Origin of the sequence: Pedobacter sp. UYP1 (assembly GCF_040547305.1) — a bacterium.
GTDB lineage: Bacteria > Bacteroidota > Bacteroidia > Sphingobacteriales > Sphingobacteriaceae > Pedobacter.
Genome location: NZ_JBEPPL010000002.1, coordinates 188,947 through 210,948, shown reverse-complemented (window position 1 = coordinate 210,948; position 22,002 = coordinate 188,947). Strand labels below are relative to the sequence as shown.

Genomic DNA, 22,002 nt, shown 5'->3' with positions numbered 1-22,002 from the left:
GTTTTAAGAGAATAATATTTACAGAAACCTGTTAATCTTCCAACAGATCGGGACGACGCTTCATTGTCCGTGCCAGAGCCTGCTCATGCCTCCAATTGTTAATCTTCAACTCATGGCCACTCAAAAGGATTTCGGGTACCTGGTGACCTTTATAATCGGCAGGACGGGTATATAACGGAGCGTCAAGCAAGCCTCCCTGGAAACTGTCGCTCAAAGCTGACGTCTCATCATTCAATACACCTGGTATTAATCTTACTATTGCATCTACAAGAACTGCTGCAGGCAATTCACCACCCGATAAAACGTAATCACCTATAGAAACTTCACGTGTCACATAAATATCCCTGATCCGCTGGTCAATCCCCTTATAATGACCACACAAAATGATTACATTTCCTTTTCCAGACAATTCATTAGCCATAGACTGATTCAATGTTACTCCGTCTGGTGTCATGAAAATAATCTCATCATAGGTACGCTGCTCTTTTAAAGCATCTATACAGCGCGCAAAAGGCTCAATTGACATCACCATACCACTACCACCGCCATATGGATAATCATCAACACTGCGTTGCTTGTTTGTGGAGTAATCTCTAAGACTGTGCACTACTATTTCAGCAATACCCTTAGTCTGTGCCCGCTGCAAAATAGAATGTGCGAAAGGGCTTTGTAATAGGTCTGGCAAAACTGTTATGATATCAAAACGCATAGGATCAAATTAATTAGACAAGTAAATATCAAGCAGACCATCTGGAAGATCAACCAATAATGTACTGGCATCTTCGTCAATCTCAACAATCATATCATCGTTTAAAGGAAACATGATTTCTTTCTCCTGATAGGAAACCGTAGCTACAAACTGCTGAGGATATTCATTGACTTCAAGAATTTCACCAAGCTCTCCATGAGTTTCATCGGTAACTATAAATCCAACCAGATCAGTATAATGAAAGTCATCATTATCTCTGTCAGGCATCTTGCTGATTGGCAAATAAACCTTTTTCTTTAGCAGAGGTTGTGCCTTGTCAATATGATCGATATCGTCCAGGTAAATATTTCCAGTGCTATTAGGCTGCATTTTAAACGCCGAAACGAAAAAAGGAACCATCTTGCCGTTCATCTCTGCAAAGATGACATCAAGCTCAAGTAAACCTGGTTCATCATATTCAAAGTATAGTTGAAGTTCACCCTTTAATCCTTTTGTTTTGGTAAAATACCCTATATAAAATGCCTCTTCGTGCGTCATTAAATCTAAATCAATTATTACATTAAATAAAAATAGCGAAGAAAACCTTCAGATGAAGGATTCTTCGCTATAATCAAGAATTACAAATTACTATGCTTCTTCTTCTTTTGTTTCTTCTGTTGCAGGAGCTTCTTCAGTTGTTTCTTCAGCTACAGGAGTTTCCTCTGTTTCTTCAGCTACAACTTCTTCTACTACTGGTGCATTTTTCAATGCGATAGCAGCACCACGGTCTGCATTTTTCTTAGCTTCAGCAGCAAGAGCAGTTTTCTTAACTTCATCTTTAGATTTAGTCAAGCTGTCTTTTTTGCCTTCGATTTTACTGTCTTTAGCTACTAACCACTCAGCAAATTTAGCATCTGCTTGTTCTTCAGTTAAAGCGCCTTTTTTAACACCACCTTGTAAGTGTTTTTTGTACAAAATACCTTTGTGAGATAAAATAGTACGGCAAGTATCCGTAGGCTCAGCACCTTTGTTTACCCAGTCTAATGTTTTTTCGAAATTAATTTCGATAGTAGCAGGATTGGTGTTTGGGTTGTATGAACCTAAACGCTCAATAAATTTACCATCTCTCGGTGCGCGTGAATCCGCTACCACTACGTGGAAAAAAGGTCTGCTCTTTTTACCGAATCTTTGCAATCTGATTTTAGTTGCCATTTCTTTATAAGTTTATGTATTCAACATAGTTCCCGGAGCTGCATGCTAGCGGGGATGCAAAAGTAAGTAAAATACTAATGATAAGCAAGATGCCGCAAAAGTAATTGCTCAATTGACTATTTAAGCACATTAATTACTACAAAGAGAGAATCTCTACCAGTTTTAACCAGACCGGGCTTACCTCTTCTGCATCGATGTGTTTGATAGCATGGTCAAAAGGAGTAAACAAAATTTCTTTGTTGATCTGACCGACCATACCACCCGATCTGCCTTCCAGCAGACCTTCTACGGCTGCTACACCAAAACGGCTTGCTAGCACGCGGTCCATACAGCTTGGCTTACCACCACGTTGTATATGCCCCAGAACAGAGACACGGATATCATAATTAGGGAAGTTCTCTTTAAGCACTTCTCCTACATTAAAAGCTCCGCCTACTTCATCGCCTTCAGCAACAATAATAATTTTAGATGATTTATCCTTTCTTCCGTATTCTAATCTTTTAATTAATCCTTCTACACCCATATTGGCTTCAGGAATCATAATGGCTTCTGCACCTACACCGATCCCACTTCTCAAAGCGATTAGTCCAGAATCCCTGCCCATCACTTCTACAATAAAAAGTCTGTCATGTGATTCTGCAGTATCCCTGATCTTATCAATAGCATTCACTACCGTATTAATTGCGGTATCATATCCAATAGTAAAATCTGTACCTGCTAAATCATTGTCAATAGTACCTGGCAGACCAATCACCGGGAAATCAAATTCACTGGTAAACAAATTTGCGCCTGTAAAAGTACCGTCGCCACCGATCACAACCATTGCATCAATATTGTGCAATATCAACTGGTCATAAGCTTTTTGTCTTCCTTCTTTAGTCCGGAAGTCATCACTCCGGGCTGTTTTAAGAATGGTACCACCACGCTGTATAATATTCGCTACGGATTTCCGGTCCATGGGGATAAAATCTCCATTAATTAAACCTTCATATCCTCTAAGTACTCCTGAAACATTTAAATCATAATATATCCCGGCTCTGACTACTGCCCTTATGGCAGCATTCATACCTGGTGCGTCTCCCCCTGATGTTAATACAGCTATGTTTTTAATTTTGTTCATTATTTCTTGGATGCTTTAAATTTATCAAGTCCGCTTTGCAAATAAGCGGCGTATTCTTTAGCGTCAAAAATTGCTCCCTGAGGGGCAACTAAAGGTGCCAGATCATGCCCGCCAAGGACATAAAAAGGTTGTGAGTTAGAATTATAAGTCGTAGCCTGGAAATCACCGTTCCAACGGCCAAGGTCATCTGTAGTAGTCCTTAAAATTTTAGAGTAATGTACTTTCTCTGGTGGCATTTTAACAGACCGCTCATCTACATATAATTGTATAAGAACGTATTCATCCTTAATTAAATGACCCACTTGCGGATCGATCCATACTTTATCTTCCATTTTCCGGCAGTTTACGCAAGCATGTCCAGTAAAATCTATCAGTACTGGTTTATTTACTTTTTTCGCATAAGCCAACCCTTCATCCAGATCAAAGAATGCATTGAATCCATGCGGAGGATGTAAGACATCGTTATATTTAACTACCGCAGGAAAATCGGAGGTTCCCTGTGAACTTCCACCACTATTTCCACCCAGAATAAAATCCTGTGTATTTAAAGGAGGCGCAATTCCACTTAAAATATTAACCGGCGCTCCCCAAAGACCAGGAACAAGGTACATCGCAAAAGAAAAAGAGAGTATAGCAAAAAACAACCTTGGAACAGAAACATATGGGACATCACTATCATGCGAAAACTTGATCTTCCCAAGAATGTAGATACCCATCAGGAAGAAAATTACAATCCATAAGACCAGGAATATCTCTCTGTCAAACCATTCCCAGTGCCAGACCAGGTCTGCTGCAGACAAGAATTTTAAGGCCAGCGCAAGCTCAAGGAAACCAAGACAAACTTTTACACTGTTTAACCAGCCACCTGATTTAGGCATGCTGCTTAAGAAACCAGGAAATATCGCTGATAAGGTGAAAGGTAGTGCTAAAGCCAGCGCAAATCCAAACATCCCAATTGCAGGAGCCAGAATTTCGCCCTTCGAACTCGCCTGTACTAACAATGTCCCAATAATAGGACCAGTGCAGGAGAATGAAACAAGCGCTAAAGAAGCCGCCATAAAAAATATTCCGCCTAAACCTTTAGTGTCATCTGCTTTCTGATCAATTTTGTTGACAAAAGAACTTGGTAAAGTAATTTCAAAAGCGCCGAAAAATGAGATCGCAAAAACAATCAGCAAGATAAAAAAGGTAAAGTTGAACCATCCGCTGCTGCTGAGTTCATTTAATTTAGCAGAACCGAAAAGCAGGGTAATCAATAATCCGAAAGCTACATAAATAACAATAATAGAGAGTCCGTAAATCACAGCCTGACCTATTCCCTTTTTTCTGCTGCCTGCTTTTTTAGTAAAGAAACTAACTGTAAGTGGCACCATCGGGAAAATACAAGGCATTAAAAAGGCAATAAAACCACCAATCAACCCCTGTATAAAGGTTTGCCATAACGTTTTCTCCTGCTCTGTTTGCTGTATTTCTTTCACAGGCTTAATGACAGCGGCGGCCTTTACAGTATCTTTTTTAACACTGTCTTTAACTATAGCGTTCGCAGCACTGTCAGCAGGAGATCCAATTTCAGTAAACTGGATATCATCGCTTATTGCTGTAGAATCATGGCTTTGTATCAAAGCAAAACTCTGGCTGGAATGCACTAAAAGCATCGTAAGCACCAAGCCAAGCATTAAAATTAACTTTTTCATTCTCATGTTTTTTAACCTGATTGGGTATTACCCTTTTCTATAAGGCTGTGAAATTACTTATAATTTCTTGTTTAAAAAGTTTTGAATTACCGGATTGCCAATATTTTACTGTACTTCGATATTCGGCAGAAAAAGACAAAAAAAAGAGCGCCAGAATTTCTGGCGCTCTTCAATAGTCCTTTTAAATCTATTTGACTTGTACAGAAAACTTCACTTCGTCCGGAGGAAGACATTTCGAAGCATCACAAACCATAAATTCTATGGTACCAGAAACAACTGTTGCTGGTTTATTCAATTTAATTTTTTGCTGGAAGACAACTTGATTCTCAAAATAACCAACATTCATATCAAAAACTTTCTCAAATTTAGAAAGAGCTTTAGGTTCTGCAGTAGTCCCTACTTTAGTAAAATCTTTTGATGGATTAAACTTAATCGTTGTTTTAACCGGCCCACCTGGTTTTACAGTTTGAGAATAGATATGCCATCCATCCTGAATAGTTGCTTTAAGATAAACTATGGCTTCTGTTTTACTGATCTTCTTTTGTGCATAAGACCAGGTTACCGGATTCTCAATCTGAGCAGAAGCTCCAAGAATGGTAAAAAACAATAAGGCAAATACTAAGGTTATTCTTTTCATGTTTATAAATTATATTGGTATTTACTAAGACTGATAATTTCTATTATGGTTTAATGAATTCAATTTCTTTAAAATTATACGTCTTTATTCCCTCAATGGTTTCCAGACTCAATAATCCATTTTCGCTTACATCGACTATTTTTCCCTCAATTATCTCGCCATTTTGTCTGTAATTGGCTTTTATGTTATATTGATAAAGATAATTCAGGTACTCATTACGCAAACTGTTATAGTTCCCTGCTTTGAGTTTTAAATATCCAGCCTCTATATGGCTGCAAATTTCTGCTAAAAGCGTTACTAAATCAACATGCCGGTGTAAAATTTGATAGATTGAGCTGGCCCGGTCCTGTAACTCAGTTTCAAAGACTTCCTGATTAACATTGATTCCTATTCCTACGATACAAGCCTTTATATGGCTTCCAGCAACGATATTCTCCAATAACATCCCGCCTATCTTTTGATGTCCAAAATAGATATCATTCGGCCATTTGACAGATAAACCTGTACCAATAAGACTTTCCAGCGCTTTCTGAATCGCAATACTGATAGTCATATTCAAGTTAAATTGCGCTCTGAGCTGCATGAACGATGGCCGGAGAAGAATGCTAAAAGTGAGGTTTTTACCCGGTTCAGCATGCCATTTACTCCCTACCTGGCCACGCCCTTCATATTGATTCTCTGCCATAATAACAGTTCCTTCGGGTAATGGCTCGGAATTTGACACCATCCTTTTCAAAAAATTATTGGTAGAATCAACTGCTAATAATTTGATAAGATTTTGACCAACAAATAGTGTTGAAAAAGTGTTATTTTGCAATAGTTGATTTTATAGTTGTTATTTATCAAAAATAAAACATTTTAATGGTAAAAAAGAAATTAGTAAACCTTTCTACCTACCTTTCAGAAATAGCCGTTCAAGGCATGCAGGAAAAAAAGGGCCACGATATAGTCCGTCTGGACTTAAGAGAATTAAATAGCTCCGTATCAGATTATTTTATAGTTTGCAACGCAGACTCGTCGACACAAGTGAAAGCTATCGCAGATAGTGTAGAAGACGAAATTTACAAAAACACAGAAGCCACGCCGTGGAGAAAAGAAGGATTAGAAAACGCAGAATGGATAATCTTGGATTATTTTGATGTTGTTGTTCATATCTTCAAAACTGAAAAAAGAGATTTTTATGGGATCGAAGATTTATGGGGCGACGCACAAACAACTTCTTATCAAAGCGCATAACCAGTTACAACCTTATACATTTTTTTGAATCAACGATGAAAGAGAAAGAAAATACTAAGCCCAAATTAATTAAGAGAATACCGAACATTCCCAAAAAACCTCAAAAGGGTTCAAACTTCAATATATTCTGGGTTTACGCTGCTATCATTTTAGGCCTTGTCCTGGTTTCCGTTTTGTTTACCAATGATACCAATAAAACAATCACGTACAGGGAATTTGAAACGAACATGCTTGCTCCGGGAGATGTTCAGAAAATTATAGCATACAAATATGAAGACCTGGTCAGGGCTGATGTATTTATTAAACCAGACCGTCTTAACCAGGAGAAGTATAAAAAATATCAGACTAAGAGCAATTTTGGTTCAACGGGAGGCCCTACAGTATCGTTTACTGCCGGATCTATGGATGCATTGGATAAGCAATTGTCAGAATCACAAAAAACTGTTCCGGTTGACAGCCAGATTTTAGCAGAAAAAGAAACCAGACAAAGTACTTTTAATTCATGGTTCTTCACAGTAATTATTCCTGTGTTGTTATTTATTGGATTCTGGATCTTTATCATGCGTAAAATGGGTGGTGGCGCCGGCGGTGGCGGCGGACAGATTTTCAATATCGGAAAATCCAAAGCAACTCTTTTTGATAAAGAAAGCCAGGTAAACGTAACATTTAATGATGTTGCAGGGCTGGAAGAAGCTAAACAAGAGGTTATGGAGATTGTAGATTTCCTTAAAAACCCAAAAAAATACACCAACCTGGGTGGTAAAATACCAAAAGGGGCGTTACTTGTAGGTTCTCCCGGTACTGGTAAAACTTTATTGGCGAAAGCTGTTGCTGGTGAAGCTCAGGTTCCATTCTTCTCGCTTTCAGGTTCTGATTTCGTGGAAATGTTTGTTGGAGTTGGTGCATCACGAGTACGTGACTTGTTTAAACAAGCTAAAGATAAAGCTCCATGTATCATCTTTATTGATGAGGTTGATGCAATTGGACGTGCCCGTGGTAAAAACAGCATGATGGGTGGTAATGATGAGCGTGAGAACACTTTAAACCAGTTATTAGTAGAGATGGATGGATTTGGTACAGATTCAGGAATTATTATTCTTGCTGCAACTAACCGTCCTGATGTATTAGACAGTGCTTTACTTCGTCCGGGAAGATTTGACAGACAGATTTCTATTGATAAACCAGATTTAGTAGGTAGAGAGCAGATTTTTAAAGTCCACTTGAAACCTATCAAAACTGATGTGGTCGTGGATGCTAAAAAACTTTCTGCACAAACTCCTGGTTTCGCCGGGGCTGAAATTGCAAACGTTTGTAATGAAGCTGCATTGATTGCTGCCAGAAGAAACAAAGAATCTGTTGATATGCAGGATTTCCAGGATGCAATTGACCGTGTTATTGGTGGTTTAGAGAAGAAAAATAAGATCATCTCTCCTGAAGAGAAGCGTATAGTTGCTTATCATGAGGCTGGACACGCTATTGCTGGCTGGTACCTTGAACATGCAGATCCATTGGTAAAGGTATCTATTGTACCGCGTGGTGTTGCTGCATTAGGTTATGCACAGTATTTACCAAAAGAGCAGTTTTTGTATACTACAGAGCAGCTTACTGATGGTATGTGTATGACTATGGGTGGTCGTGTTGCTGAAGACCTTGTGTTTGGTAAAATATCTACAGGTGCACAGAATGACCTGGAGAGAATTACGAAATTGTCTTATGCAATGGTGACTATCTACGGAATGAACAGTACGATCGGTAATGTTTCCTTCCATGATCCTCAAAATGAATACAACTTCAATAAACCTTACTCAGAAAAAACCTCTGAACTGATTGATATTGAAGTACGTAAACTAATCAATGAGGTTTATGTCAGAACAATGCAGTTATTAATTGATAAAAGAGATGGTTTAGAGAAACTGGCGGAGAAACTATTGGAAAAAGAAATTCTTTTCCAGGCAGATCTGGAAGAAATCTTAGGTAAACGTCCTTTTGATAACCGTACTACATATGATGAATTCGTGAATGGCACAGGAGATCAAAAACCTGCAGCCGAAGGCTTACTTCATGAAGGCGTTGGAGAAACAACAGATCCGTCTGCTCCTTTAGTATCGCCTTTAAATTCTGAATCTTAATAATTAACTTTATGGAGCTGTCATCAGGTATACTGATGACAGCAAATCCATTTTTTTATGCAAGAGAATATTTCCTCCAAGGAGTTAATGCTAAAAAAGATAAGGAAAGCTCTACTTGAAAAAAGAGATAATCCACATCCTAATTTAGAAGAAACCCCGCTTTACAAGCCCAACACAGAGATTCCGGAAATTTTATTTGCCGAGCAGTTAACCGCTGTATCCGGCAATTTTATTTATTGCGAAGACGGTGTTGAATTCATCGAAAACATTCTCGAACTGGCTGAGAAGTTCAAATGGAGAAAAATATATTGCTGGGAAACCGAGCTTCAGAAATTACTTTCCACTTACGAATTCCCTTTTTACAAGACCGACAAGGACTTTGAAATGGCTGAAGTTGGAATTACCATGTGTGAAGCCCTGATTGCCAGAAATGGCTCTATATTGCTGAGCAATCAAAATGAAGCAGGAAGAAGGCTCAGTATTTTTCCTCATCACCATATTGTCATAGCGAGAACAGGTCAAATGGTTATGGATCTTAAAGATGGATTTCAACTGATCAAAAATAAATACGGCTCACAGCTGCCCTCCATGATCAGTACGATCACCGGCCCCAGCAGAACTGCCGATATTGAGAAAACACTCGTCCTTGGTGCCCATGGCCCGAAAGAATTATTTGTTTTTTTAATTGATGATTTCTCTTAAATTTTTGTTTTCAATAAATTAATCCTAGTTTTATACTAAATACTAAAACAGTATACGGTTCAGAATGGGTAATAAAAAGCATATATCTTCAGTAATTGCAGGCACAGGAAGTTACATTCCGGAGAAAATTGTTTCAGGAGATTCCTTCCTAAACTCTACTTTTTACGAAAACGGGCTCATTCTTGAGAAAGACAACGCAGACATTATCAGTAAATTCTCTGAAATTACTGAAATTATAGAGCGTCGTTATATCGATGATAACCTGCTTAACAGCAATATCGCTGCCATTGCAGCACAAAGGGCTCTGGATGATGCAAAAATCGATAAAGAAACCTTAGATCACATTATTGTATGTCATAATTTCGGAGATATTCATCATGGAAGCAACCGTATGGATATTCTGCCTTCTCTTGCGGCTAAAGTTAAGCAGCAATTAGAAATTGTGAACCCTGATTGTGTTTCTTATGATATTATATTTGGATGTCCAGGATGGGTACAAGGAGCTATACAAGCCAATTACCTGATTCAAAGCGGAGATGCCAAACGTGTTTTAGTAATAGGTTCAGAAACACTATCCAGGATAATTGATCCGCATGACCGTGACAGCATGATTTTTTCGGACGGGGCAGGAGCAGTAGTTTTTGAAGGCGTTGAAAAGGAAGAGCCAATTGGTATTATCGCTCATAAAACACAAACATTCGCTGGTGCCTTTGCCTCGTTGTTATATATGGCTAAAAGCTGTAATCCAGATGCTACAGATGGCAATACCTACATGAAAATGAATGGGCGTAAGCTCTATGAATTTGCAGTTGTAAACGTTCCTCAAGTAGTGAAAATGGCTATTGATAAAGCAGGATTAACTATTGAAGATATCAAAACCGTATTTATCCACCAGGCCAACGGCAAAATGGATAATGCAATCATGAAAAGATTATTCAAATTATACGATAAGGATGCTGTTCCTGAGAACCTGGTTCCTATGACCATTTCATGGTTAGGTAATAGCTCAGTTGCGACTATCCCAACTTTACTGGACCTTGTTTTAAAAGAGAAAGTAGCGGGCTATAAGATAAAAGCAGGCGAATATGCAGTCTTTGCTTCTGTTGGCGCAGGAATGCACATTAACGCCTTCGTATATCGGTTTTAATTGCCTAGTTTCTTCAGGCCTTCTTTAGCCTGAGTTTCAATACTATTCTCATATTCATGATTTTTCATATTGATTGCCTGGTTAAAGTAAGCTTTAGCCTTGGCATCATTCTTTTTCTTTGCATAGATCTTACCCATATTTAAAGCAGAGGTCGCTGCAAAGTAATACTTTAAATTTTTCCCGTAGTTTATAGCATTCTGATAAGACTGCAAAGCACTATCGTCTTTATCCAGCGCATCATAAATTCTGCCTGTACGATAATAAAACTCCACTTTATCTTTGATAGCCTGATAATCTGAAGCATTCTCTCCAGCTAATACTTCCAATGCTTTCGAATAATATCCGCCGTCAAATAATAACCTGGATTTTAATAATCCTTTATCCGGAACTGGAGCTCCAGCCTCATTCATTGCCTGCTTATCTTTTTCAGCATAAGTATATCCAGCACTTTTAACTTTGGCTATATAACCCCTATAAGCCCCTGTATCGCCATTTAATAAAGCAACCCATGACAAGTGAAGGTTAGCGTCTTTGATGTAATTCACGCCTTTATTAAGCTGTAAAAATCTTTTGAAATTAGTAGAAGCTGAATAATCCAGCTTATTCAATTTTGCGGTTCCCATTAAAAGCTCCAGGTAAGGAAATGCCTGGTAACTCTCACCAGCTGGCCTCTTTGCCAGGATAGCGATCGCTTCTTCGTTATGGCCATTCCGTGCACAAACATAAGCCTGTAAATAAGCCTTCAACAGACTGCTGTCAGAAATCCTGGCCGTGTATTTCATAGTTTTGGCATAAGCATCCGGGGAATGGATTACATCAGATAAAACATAAGAATAGTAGAAGACTACTTCCTCGTAAAATGGCTCAAATGCAGAACGGGGAAGGTTTTGTGCCAGTTTATCCAGCATCAACAATCCCTTTTGGACATCACCTTTAACTCCAAAAGTAGAAAGCATGCTCTTCAGTGTACCATCAGGAAGATTTCCCAGGAAGACATTAATCAGGCCCAATCCTTTACCATTTAAATGAAACCCTGGAAACTTCTTACTATTATCCTGCAAAAGGCTATTCGCTTTCTTGATCTCTCTTGCAGCTGTAAAATACTCTCCATAACGGCTCCTTAATAAAGCCCACTGCAAATTAACCTCTGCCTGCGCATACAGGTAATAAGGAGATTTATCATCGTCATCCTCAATCTGACTAAGTCTGCGGGATTTTTCGTCTTTCAACCTGTCAAAATCCTGTTTACTTTCTACCGTAATCAGGTAAAAATAATCCGCATAATTCTCTAATAAGGGCACTATGGAATTTTTAGGGTGTGCGCTCTTTTCAGCCGCGATCAGTTGTTTTGCCGCGTTAATTTTAAGCTCAAATATTAATTGATAGGCCTTTAAACAATTAGCATTAAAATCAAAATTAGCATGAACTGTACCGGGAATGACTAAGAATAGGGGAAAGAGGCAATATCTTAACAGGAGGATGAGTTTCCTTTTGGCGGGCATAAATAAAATATTTCTATAACGTGAATCCATAAAAACGACGAACACAACGCTATTGTTTTAAATTTAGAAAAAACTGTATAAAAAAAACGGTCAGATTACAATCTGACCGTTTTTTTTATAGGATTAGCAATAATTGCTTAATTATGCTGGTACGTTTTCTAATGTTAAGGCTTCATCCACTAAAATCCTTCCGCAATGCTCACATACGATGATTTTTTTACGCTGACGAATGTCTAACTGACGTTGAGGTGGGATCTGATTGAAACATCCAGAACAAGAATCACGATCAATTGTTACAACAGCAAGGCCATTGTTTGCGTTTCCTCTTAATCTTCTGTAAGCAATTAACAATCTTTCTTCAATTACAGACTCAGCTTTCTCCGCTTTTTTATTTAAACCCTGCTCGTCTTTTTCAGTTTCAGATGTAATCGTTTGTAATTCTCCTCTTTTGATCTCAAGATCTTTCTTTCTTGACTCCTGATCAGCTAAAGCTTTCTCATAAACTTCAGTCTTAGAAGAGATATCAAATCCATATTCTCTGATTTTCTTTTCACAAACCTGAATTTCAAGAGACTGGATCTCTACTTCTTTTGTTAAAGCATCATACTCACGATTATTTTTTACCTCTTTTAACTGAGTATCATATTTCTTAATCAAAGCCTGAGATTCTTTGATCATATTTTTACGTGTTACAATAGCATCTTCGGTTTCATCCAATTCAGCTTTGAATTTTTGTATACGTGTATCCAATCCCGCTACCTCATCTTCTAAATCAGCCACTTCCATTGGCAATTCACCACGAATCTGACGTATTTTATCAATTTTTGTATGAAGGGTTTGTAATTCGTATAAAGCTTTCAGCTTTTGCTCTACAGTTTGTTCCATTAAATGAAATAATTTATGGGTATGGGTATAATTATATTTGACTAATTGTCAGTTCTTTAACTGTTTCTTAGCTCTTGCACAGACTCAAAACAAAATATAATTCCCCAAAATATAGGAATTAATTGTCATATAGTCTATTGCTAAAGCTTGCAAAGATAAGTATTATATTTTCTTTCAGCCATACAATTTGCTATTAATCTGCTGATTGGCTTTTAATTAAATATTTTATCCCGGATATCCCTCTTATTTCAACCTCCCTTTTAAGTCTTCACTAGCCGTACTTCGTTGTTTACCACCCGCTCCATCTCCGCCAAAGCGATAACTGAAAGAGAGGACTACAGCCCGGCTGTCAGGCCTGCTATGGCTGTAAGCAGAGATATTCCCATACTTGGCAGATTGCTTAATTTGTTTGCTCTGGAAAATATCATTCACCAGTAATTTAAGCGTTCCCCTGTCCTTAAGAATATCTTTCTGGCCACCCGCCGACACCATATAATAACTTTTAGTCGTAAATACGCCCGAAACTACTTTCGACTTGTACATTCCGCCCAGCTCAGTCTTCCAGCCATTTCCCAGCTTAAAAGTATTTTGAGAATCAAATGTGAAACTTGTACCTTGAATACGCTGTTCTCCCTGAGGAGCCGCAATAGAAAAATCATTTCTGAAAAGATTAGCAAACTGAGTTCCTGACCACCATTTGGTAAAATCTACAGTCGCTGTAAAACTGATCCCATAATTTTTGAAAGTTGCCAGGTTCTCTGGTCGCTGAAAAGCAAGATTACTGTCACCTCCAACCAGGCTGCTGATTACATCTGTACTCGAATTGTAAGTCAATGTCGTATAATAACGGGAACGAAAGCCATAGCTTAGTTCAAAAGCATTTACAATAGACGGACTCAGGTAAGGATTTCCTTCCTCATAAGAAAACGGATCCATATAAACCCTGAAAGGATTCATATCCCAATAGCCCGGACGTTCTATGCGCTTGCTATAACTCAGCTGCACCCTGTTCTTATCATTTATTTCCTGCGTCAGGAATACACTTGGGAATAATTTAAAATAGCTCCTTTTAACTAAAGAATCTGTGGTAAGCTGATGCCCCTGCGTATAAGTATATTCTCCCCGCAGCCCCGCCTGGATACTGAATTTTCCAATATCCTTTTTCAAGTTGACATAACCGGCCTGAATTTGTTCTTTGTAAATAAAATCATTGCTTGTTGAATGATCAGGCACATACATCCCGTTTTGTAAAGTATCATATTTCAGGTTGTTTACCATACGTACGAAACTTCCTTTCCAGCCAGCTTCCAGTTTTCCCAGCTTACCAGCAGGCAGGACATAATCAATCTTCCCTACATAAATATCATTGTCAGAAGGAAGATCACCAATTCTTGATTTTAATTCAGGCAGGAACATATTTTGTGCCCCCATGAATCGCGTATCCAGCTGTTGATCCATTTTAGAAAAGTGAGAAACATAATCTATGTCCGCTGTTAATTCATGTCCTTTATCATTAAAAAGGTGCTTATAATTAATGTTATAAAGCATATCAGTCCATCTTTCTTTGCCAGTTGTATTCGTATGGGCGTCCCAGATTACATCACCAGTTTCATTATTGTATAACCGGTTCCGGGTAGGCTGTACAGATGGATATTTACCAACTCCTCCATTTACCATGAAACCTAAAGTATTTTTCTCATTTAAAAACAGATCCATTCCTGCCTGGAAATTATGCGAGCGTAATTTTGCTTTTTCATCCATTCGCTGAACAGAACTGCTGTAAGGAGTTTTTCCTGTCCCCATGCCATCCTGGTAAAAATCTCTTTTCACATCATCAGAGCCCTTTAAATCCTGGTAGAAATAATTATAATTTCCAAAAAAGCTAATCTTTTCCGTTCGGTAATTCAGGCTTGTACCCCCACCAAAACGGGCCGACTTTCCTGCGCCACCATTCGCAGAAACAGTCCCATTTAAACCTGCCTTTGTCTGCTTCTTTAAAATAATATTAACGATCCCACCATTACCCGCAGCATCATATTTTGAAGAGGGGCTTGCCATAATTTCAATTCTGGAGATCGTGTTTGACGCAGTTCCTCTTAATAAATTTGCCAGCTGATTTCCTGAAAGGTAAGCAGGCTTGCCGTTAATCATCACCATAGTACCAGGCCTGCCTTTTAAACTAAGCTCACCGCTCTCACTCATGGTTACACCAGGAGCTTTATTCAGCAACTCTAAAGCTGTTCCTCCTTCGGCCATGACGCTATTTTCTACATTCATGACCATCCGGTCAAGCTGTTGCACTATGGTCGCTTTATTCGCTTTGATTTCTACCGTATTTAGTGACATCTGTTCAGCAACCAGCCGGATACGTCCAAGGTTAGAAACCAGTTCAGTACCATCTAACTCCAGAGGCTCGCTCCTGTAAGGCTGATAGCCAATAAAGCTGATTTTGACAAAATATTTTCCCTTTGGGACATTAGAAAGATTAAAATGACCGGTTGAATCACTCACAACAGCCTTAACCTTCGTCGAATCGGCTGCACTCAGCAAAAAAATCCCCGCATAACCTACCGGTTTTTGATGCTCATCCGTTAAATGACCTTTTACTTGATGCGTCTGTGCATTTAACTGAGTTAATAGGAAGAAACTGATTAGAGTCAGGATTATTCTCATGCCGTTGTTATTTTATTTTTTTTCGTTTTTTTCCTTTTACCCCACCACACATAGAACCCTGTGATAGGTAAACCAGCGCAAATCAGGCTGGTTATAAAAGCTATAATTTTCGTGAATAATCCACCAATAGCCCCAACATGCAACGCATAATTGGATTTACGGAGCCAGTCTGCAAAAGCAAGATCTGACAATCTTTTTCCGGAGTAAGGCAATGCCTCTATCGTGACAGGGTCAAAATAAAGATCTCTCCAGCTACCGTTGTGCATATCTGTACAAGCGTAAATCGCCTCATCGTCATGATCAGGAATGGAAACTATAATGGAATTTTTTTCATGGACAGCGATCTCTTTTCTTACTTTGTACCAGACCTTATCCGAACTGTAAACGATTGGATTTGGCGGCGGAATTATTTTAATTTCCTGCTGTTTAACTCTTTTGGCCATACTTCCACCACTTAACCAGTAAATACTTTTCGAAAACCACGAAAAGCTCATTACCAAGCCCGTACAGGCCAGTACAACGGCAATTAACAGCGAATAAAACCCCAATACATTATGCAGATCATAGTTAAGTCTTTTGAATTTTGCATCCCATTTTATTTTAAAGCTCCTGTTGAAATTTGTCTTGCTCCACTTTTTCGGATACCATAAAATTAATCCGCTGATCAGCAGCAGGAAGAAAATAAAAGTTCCCCAGCCAACAACAGCCTTACCAACTTTCCTTCCCATCCAAAAATTCCGGTGTCCCTCATCCATGAAATGGAAGAAAGCGTCATGATCAGCCACGGCCAGCACTTCACCGCTAAAAGGATTCATATAAACTGTAGAATCAGAATTAATAGTTACATGTGCAGATTTATTTAACCCATGATACCAGATACTCTCCGCTTTTTTGCCTGGTAAAGCTTTCGCTAAACGTTCAGCCAGCTGAGAAGGAGGGAGATATTTACTTTCCACTTCCGGCTTTACGGTCAAATATGGATACAGCAGGTTATTTATTTCCTGCTCAAACACTAAAATGCAGCCCGTAAGACTAACAATAACTACAATAATACCCGAAGCAAGCCCTAGCCACAGATGGAGCCAGGCATTGATTTTTTTGAACATCAGTATGGAATAAAAAAGGGCCGCTTACTCCTGGTAATACGGCCCAACAAAACACAATATTTTAATAGGTTAATTTCGATATGGCAGTTACACCAGCTGCACCTTCAATATGCGCACCTTTTGTTACACTTCCATTGTCTGCATTAATAATATATACATAATATTCACCTGCATTGTCCTCCATAACATAGTTGATCGTTTTACCGTCTGGTTCAGCATAAACAATTAGCTTAAACCCACCAAATTCATGTACAGGAACTCCTGGAACCGGGGTGATCGTATTGTTAAATACATCAGCAATAACCATCTTGATTTTTCCTCCGGTTGCTTTGGCATCCGTATAAACCGCCATCAGGAATTTACCTTTACCAATATATTCACCTCTGCAGATTTTTGATCCTGCAGCTGCCTCAACATTAAAGAAATAAGATTTATCGAATTGTTCCGCTCCTTTTTTGATACGGACAATACCAGATGGTTTTGTCGATGTTCTTTGCTCACCATCACCAGATGCAGTAGACCAGGCATAAGTGTCTCCGTTCTCAATTTGCTTAAGACCTTGCTGACTGCTCCAGTCTCCGATATAACCAGTGCGATCATCTGAAATTGTTTTTTCGTATTTAAGTTCAGGATAACTGAAAACAGCCACCCATGTACTGTCTAAACTACCATATTCACCCTCGTAAACTCTTCCACCAGGAGTATGTTTAAACTTATAATAAGGGATATACAGCTTGTTATTTACTTCAAACAGACCTGTCCATACGGCATTGAAGCCTGTTCCAGTTATTTTCTTTAAATCAGTTGTACTTCTTCCTGCAAGCTGGAGATTAACTGCATCAAAACGGTATAATTCACCCACACCACTTGAACGCGGGTCACCACCACCTACCCAGAAATCATTACCAACTTTACCAGATATACCTGTACGGAAAGTTGTTACTGCTCTCCCGGCTTCAAATATTTTACCCTGTTCATTCAAACGAAATGGCCTGACAAGGCCCTGTTCATTGTAAGCCTGTGCAAATACCGTATTATTCTGGACAACAAAAGACCATGCATCTACTTCTACACCATTATTGGTTGATGAAACTCCTCCTTTGGTAATATCATCCGTACTTACAATATAGGTTGCAGCGCCATCGCCCTTTCCAGTATAAACAAATACATATTTTGAGCGACCTGTATTTCCTGGATCTACAGGAGAATCCGGAGTTTTATCTTTGCTGCAAGCACCTAACAGTACAGCCATTCCTAACATGCCTGTCATTAAAAAATTAGTAGTCTTTTTCATTGTTATATAGTTTGTTTTTTAATTGTGATGAAGCTATCCTGTGCTACCCGATTTTGTTCATTCCGGTTTGTTTTCGCACATGATGGTTTCATTGTTTTATTTATTTAATTGTTAAAAGCTGATTTAAATGGCAACTCTGATCAGAGGCCTCTTTTTTTAGAAAAATAATAGCGAAGCTTTAGGTTAAAAGCCCGGCTGGGCTTTTGCAATGCATAATTATCAAACAGCTGAGCATCAGTCAAATTCAAACACTCTACTGCGATGTTATATTTTCCACCTGCCATTGCATAGATCATATTGACATCATGGGCCCACTGGGTCGGGACAACCATTTTAGTCTCTTTAGATCCCTGTCCTGGCCAGTACAGGTAAAATTTATTGACAAATAATACATTATAGCCTACAGTAAGCTGGTTGCCTTTTTTCAGGACATCATTGAAATAAAAACTGCCGTTTGCATTTCCAAAAAGGTAGGGAGTATTTGGAATACGGTCTCTATAAATGACACTTCTTGTTTTCGAGAGTTCACCTGAAATCAGTCTGTCGAATTCATTGTCATTCCTTAAATTCTGATAAGTGAAATTGGTATTCAACGTGAACAGCTGCTTGTAAGCATAACGAAGTTCTGCATCAATCCCGCGATTGGTTACTTTACCCTCATTGCTAAACTTGCTTAAATATCTTCCATTACTTGCGCCAGGCAATACATTAGCCCGGATATAATCATTTGCATTACGAAAAATATAATTAGCCTGAATTTGAAAGAAATGTGTTTTGTTTATTTCTGTAGTGTAAGTCGCTCCAATATTAATGTTATCACTACGCTCAGGCTTCAGTTCCAGATTTGCAACTGTCAGATATACATTACCAAAAAACTCATCATTATCAGGCAGGCGATAGGCCTTCTCGTAAGAAGCCTTTAACTGAAGATTTTCTGTTAAGAAATAAGATCCCGCAAATCCATAACCTTGTTTAGATAAATCCGAGCTTCGCGAAAGGATAGTATAAGTTGTTACTTTAGTAGAATTATCAAAATCCCTGACTACATTATTACTGGTAATGTGTTGATTATATTGTTTGATAAAGGCAGTAAAATTCAGTTTTTCATTAAGATTTAAGCGATAACCTAACCCTAAAATGTTCTTCCTGGAAATCTGAGGCTGCTTATCCTGTCGATTATCCGGATCAAAGCGATTCAGTCCTTTCCTGTTAAAAGTCGAAAACTGATCATTAAGAGATAAAGAATGACGGTCATTTATAGCATAGTTAAGCCCTGCGTTAGCCAGCCCATTGTTATTTTTAAACTTAAAATCAGCCAGGTCACCTTCTCCGCCAATGGCTTTAGGGTCGTTCCTGTTTCTGGGTACAGAAGACCCATCCCAGGTGAATTTTCGGGGAACCGTATCTACATTGCGCTCTTCTCCAAAATTAAAATTTCCATTTACCCTTAAATCCAATCCTTTGACAAACAAATCCTTCTTCACATACTTTAAAGTAGGCTGTATTGTATTTCCGGATTTCCACCTTCCACCAAATACATCTTCCATTCTGTTTCCAACCTGTATGTCTGCTTTGTTTTGCCCCAGAGTAATACCGACCAATAACTGATCAGCATATTTTTTCCCGGACACACCAACATTTGCGACTACAGTTTCATTGTGATACCGATCATGAAATCTGCGCACTCTTGTCGGCGTATTTACTCCGGTGATGCTATCTGTCACTCCCCCTGTTACCCAGTAATTATTATCAGAATAGTTTTGAAAAGCACTTAACTGTGCAGTAAAACCAGATTTAGCCGTATAACCGGCATTAACAGAGCTTTTATGTGTGTTAAAAGAACCATAAGAATAAGAAGCATCCACATAAGTTCTCGGATCAGTATTCGTTACAATATTCACCGCTCCCCCTAAAGCATCACCACCAAGCCATACCGGAACAACTCCTTTATAAACTTCAATCCTGTCGGCAAAATTCACCGGAATATTATTTAACTGGAAAGAAGATCCAAAATTCTCCATCGGCATACCATCCAGAAAGAACTTCACCTGGTTACCGGAAAACCCGTTCAAACTAAAAGTCATATTCGATCCCACTCCACCAGACTCACGGACACGAGCACCAGAAACCCTGTTCATTACCTGTCCAAGGTCCATTGTCGTATTGTGAAGCGTCTTTGCATCTATAGAGATTACATTATAAGCCTGCCTGTTTGTCTTCTGATTTTTATTGAAGCCGAGAATTGCGACTTCGTCGATCTCCCGGACGTCCTGCTTTAGTTTATAACTAACCTTCAGCTCCTGCCCAGTAGTTACTGTTAAACCTTTTTCAGCTTTAACATGGCCTAACGCATGAATTTTAAGCTGGTAAGTTCCCCCAGCTAATCCATCAAAACGGAATTCGCCTTTTTCATCACTGACCGCTGTTTTATTTAAGGGTAATAACTGGATGATTGCACCTGGAATGGCTTCCGACTGGTCATTATAGACACTTCCTTTAATCGTGCTGTTCTTGCCACTCTGAGCCTGAACAAAAAAAATCAGGGCGCACAAAATACCCGTCAGAAAAATTTTCTTAATTTGCATTACTTTTAAATGATAAACGATTTAGAGGTAACCCCATTTGGGGATGAGTCATACAGGTACGAACTGTATGGCTCTTTTTTATTTGTTTTACATATTCTATTGCTGGTTTCCCTGCTTCTACTATACTATTATCATAAGTCGCACTTTCCCCCTACGGCTATTTAGAATAATTTTAAATAAAATGAGATAAAGGCTTTAATCTGCTAGTTTGTCGATTCGGATGATCTCTCCATTTACAGTTACGCCACGTTTAAGTATCCCCGAGCGGAGATTATAAATCCAGATTTGACTTTTGTCATTCTCCTGATAAACCGATAGATAGGCGAAATTTTCATCCGCAGTAACGTTCATTATAAAATTAAGCATCACAGGAGGCATAGCCAGCTTGATCCTTTTTTGCCTGCGAAGGTCCAGTAATTCATAACGGGAAATTCTTTTCAGCATATAATCGTCAAACTGAGTGACTTCAGAAGATTCTACAATCCTGGTAATAGCCAGACCGTGTCCCATATTATAAAGCGTATAAGCCTCCTGACCGCCATGATTACCTAGTTTAAACAAATAACCCGGATCAAACTCCTGAGCGCCTTTATTTAGCCTTAAAATGGCTGAAGGGGCCGTAGGATGATTACCTGTTCTACCACCAGGCTGCCCTAATACATAAGCAGTATCATTTAAGACCAGAGAATTGGAACTCCATATATTATAACTTCCGGGCCAGGTAGTCCTCTTATCTTCAAAACTACTTTGTAATTTCAGCTCAGGAAAGCTAAAAACAGCAGTATGGATTGCATCATCAGGCGGATTAACATGCTCCCGCATAAAACCCTTTTGAAAAGTATAGAAGATAAAAAGTTTGTCTTTAACCAACTGAGCCGACATACCCGTATAATTGACACCTTTCGGTGCTGGAGGAACCGCCAATAATCCATTCCGCAATATTTTCATCTCCCTCAAGTCTATTTCTATGTACCGGAACCGCTCATCAACAACGCTCCCCAATAAAATAGTATGGTCATTTACCCAGTTTACCCAGCCAGAATAAGGTTCCCAGGGAAATTTTTTCATGTCAATTGACTGCTCCAGTACTAAACCCTCTGCCGTTGCCCGGTATTTCAACAAACTATGATCAGACATATCCATCAGCAAATAACAACGGTCATAAATAGCAATCGTCATTCCAGGCAGCTCAATGCCTTTAGGCTCAGGTGTCCCTTCCTGTATTTCATAAACAGGCATAAAATGGGTTACATCTTTATCCTGATCATAAACAATCAGCCCAAAATTAAAATCATCTTTCCCCTTGTGCCCATCACAAGCACAGATCAGGAGGAAAATAAACCAAAATAAAAGCCGGAAACTACCCGTTAGATAACGATTCACATCAATGGG

18 protein-coding genes are annotated in these 22,002 nt (G+C 38.8%); 4 read left to right on the top strand and 14 right to left on the bottom strand.

The window, feature by feature from the left end:
• Positions 1–31: 31 nt before the first annotated feature.
• The 7 genes from trmD to ABIB30_RS04860 form a co-directional block, all read right to left on the bottom strand.
• Positions 32–709 (bottom strand): tRNA (guanosine(37)-N1)-methyltransferase TrmD, encoded by a 678-nt coding sequence (gene trmD / locus ABIB30_RS04890; protein WP_354299761.1) that lies wholly within the window; start codon positions 707–709, stop codon positions 32–34.
• Between the two features lie 9 nt (positions 710–718).
• Positions 719–1,246 (bottom strand): ribosome maturation factor RimM, encoded by a 528-nt coding sequence (gene rimM / locus ABIB30_RS04885; protein WP_354299758.1) that lies wholly within the window; start codon positions 1,244–1,246, stop codon positions 719–721.
• Between the two features lie 90 nt (positions 1,247–1,336).
• Positions 1,337–1,900, bottom strand: coding sequence for a 30S ribosomal protein S16 (locus ABIB30_RS04880; protein ID WP_354299756.1), 564 nt, complete (start codon positions 1,898–1,900; stop codon positions 1,337–1,339).
• Positions 1,901–2,036: 136 nt separating this feature from the next.
• A complete protein-coding gene (gene pfkA / locus ABIB30_RS04875; RefSeq protein WP_354299754.1) occupies positions 2,037–3,020 on the bottom strand; it encodes a 6-phosphofructokinase in 984 nt (327 codons plus the stop codon).
• Positions 3,020–4,714 (bottom strand): protein-disulfide reductase DsbD family protein, encoded by a 1,695-nt coding sequence (locus ABIB30_RS04870; RefSeq protein ID WP_354299752.1) that lies wholly within the window; start codon positions 4,712–4,714, stop codon positions 3,020–3,022. Before ABIB30_RS04870 ends, pfkA begins: the two co-directional genes overlap by 1 nt.
• A 187-nt stretch (positions 4,715–4,901) precedes the next feature.
• Positions 4,902–5,351 carry a protein-disulfide reductase DsbD domain-containing protein gene (locus tag ABIB30_RS04865; protein WP_354299749.1) on the bottom strand — a complete coding sequence of 150 codons (450 nt, stop codon included), beginning with the start codon at positions 5,349–5,351 and terminating at the stop codon, positions 4,902–4,904.
• A 43-nt stretch (positions 5,352–5,394) separates the two neighbouring features.
• Positions 5,395–6,168 (bottom strand): biotin--[acetyl-CoA-carboxylase] ligase, encoded by a 774-nt coding sequence (locus ABIB30_RS04860; protein ID WP_354299747.1) that lies wholly within the window; start codon positions 6,166–6,168, stop codon positions 5,395–5,397.
• A 44-nt stretch (positions 6,169–6,212) separates the two neighbouring features.
• Here ABIB30_RS04860 and rsfS point away from each other — a divergent pair, with 44 nt between their 5' ends.
• The 4 genes from rsfS (at position 6,213) to ABIB30_RS04840 (ending at position 10,565) form a co-directional block, all read left to right on the top strand.
• Positions 6,213–6,587, top strand: coding sequence for a ribosome silencing factor (gene rsfS, locus ABIB30_RS04855; RefSeq protein ID WP_068404664.1), 375 nt, complete (start codon positions 6,213–6,215; stop codon positions 6,585–6,587).
• A gap of 35 nt (positions 6,588–6,622) precedes the next feature.
• Entirely contained in the window at positions 6,623–8,716 is a 2,094-nt protein-coding gene (gene ftsH / locus ABIB30_RS04850) for an ATP-dependent zinc metalloprotease FtsH (RefSeq protein ID WP_183869278.1), read from the top strand.
• Between the two features lie 57 nt (positions 8,717–8,773).
• Entirely contained in the window at positions 8,774–9,418 is a 645-nt protein-coding gene (locus ABIB30_RS04845) for a LutC/YkgG family protein (RefSeq protein WP_354299742.1), read from the top strand.
• 64 nt (positions 9,419–9,482) lie between these two features.
• A complete protein-coding gene (locus ABIB30_RS04840; protein ID WP_354299739.1) occupies positions 9,483–10,565 on the top strand; it encodes a 3-oxoacyl-ACP synthase III family protein in 1,083 nt (360 codons plus the stop codon).
• Here ABIB30_RS04840 and ABIB30_RS04835 read toward each other — a convergent pair.
• From ABIB30_RS04835 to ABIB30_RS04805, 7 genes are all read right to left on the bottom strand, one after another.
• Positions 10,562–12,067 carry a tetratricopeptide repeat protein gene (locus ABIB30_RS04835; protein WP_354299737.1) on the bottom strand — a complete coding sequence of 502 codons (1,506 nt, stop codon included), beginning with the start codon at positions 12,065–12,067 and terminating at the stop codon, positions 10,562–10,564. The genes ABIB30_RS04840 and ABIB30_RS04835 overlap by 4 nt on opposite strands.
• A gap of 141 nt (positions 12,068–12,208) precedes the next feature.
• The gene (locus ABIB30_RS04830) at positions 12,209–12,952 is read right to left on the bottom strand and encodes a zinc ribbon domain-containing protein (RefSeq protein WP_354299735.1); all 744 of its coding nucleotides are present in this window, start codon (positions 12,950–12,952) and stop codon (positions 12,209–12,211) included.
• Between the two features lie 243 nt (positions 12,953–13,195).
• A complete protein-coding gene (locus ABIB30_RS04825) occupies positions 13,196–15,625 on the bottom strand; it encodes an outer membrane beta-barrel protein (protein ID WP_354299733.1) in 2,430 nt (809 codons plus the stop codon).
• A complete protein-coding gene (locus ABIB30_RS04820; protein ID WP_354299731.1) occupies positions 15,622–16,731 on the bottom strand; it encodes a PepSY-associated TM helix domain-containing protein in 1,110 nt (369 codons plus the stop codon). Before ABIB30_RS04820 ends, ABIB30_RS04825 begins: the two co-directional genes overlap by 4 nt.
• Positions 16,732–16,792: 61 nt before the next feature.
• Positions 16,793–18,025 (bottom strand): DUF4374 domain-containing protein, encoded by a 1,233-nt coding sequence (locus ABIB30_RS04815; protein WP_354299728.1) that lies wholly within the window; start codon positions 18,023–18,025, stop codon positions 16,793–16,795.
• Positions 18,026–18,165: 140 nt separating this feature from the next.
• Entirely contained in the window at positions 18,166–20,610 is a 2,445-nt protein-coding gene (locus tag ABIB30_RS04810) for a TonB-dependent receptor (RefSeq protein ID WP_354299726.1), read from the bottom strand.
• Between the two features lie 195 nt (positions 20,611–20,805).
• A complete protein-coding gene (locus ABIB30_RS04805; protein WP_354299724.1) occupies positions 20,806–21,993 on the bottom strand; it encodes a DUF4374 domain-containing protein in 1,188 nt (395 codons plus the stop codon).
• Positions 21,994–22,002 lie beyond the last annotated feature (9 nt).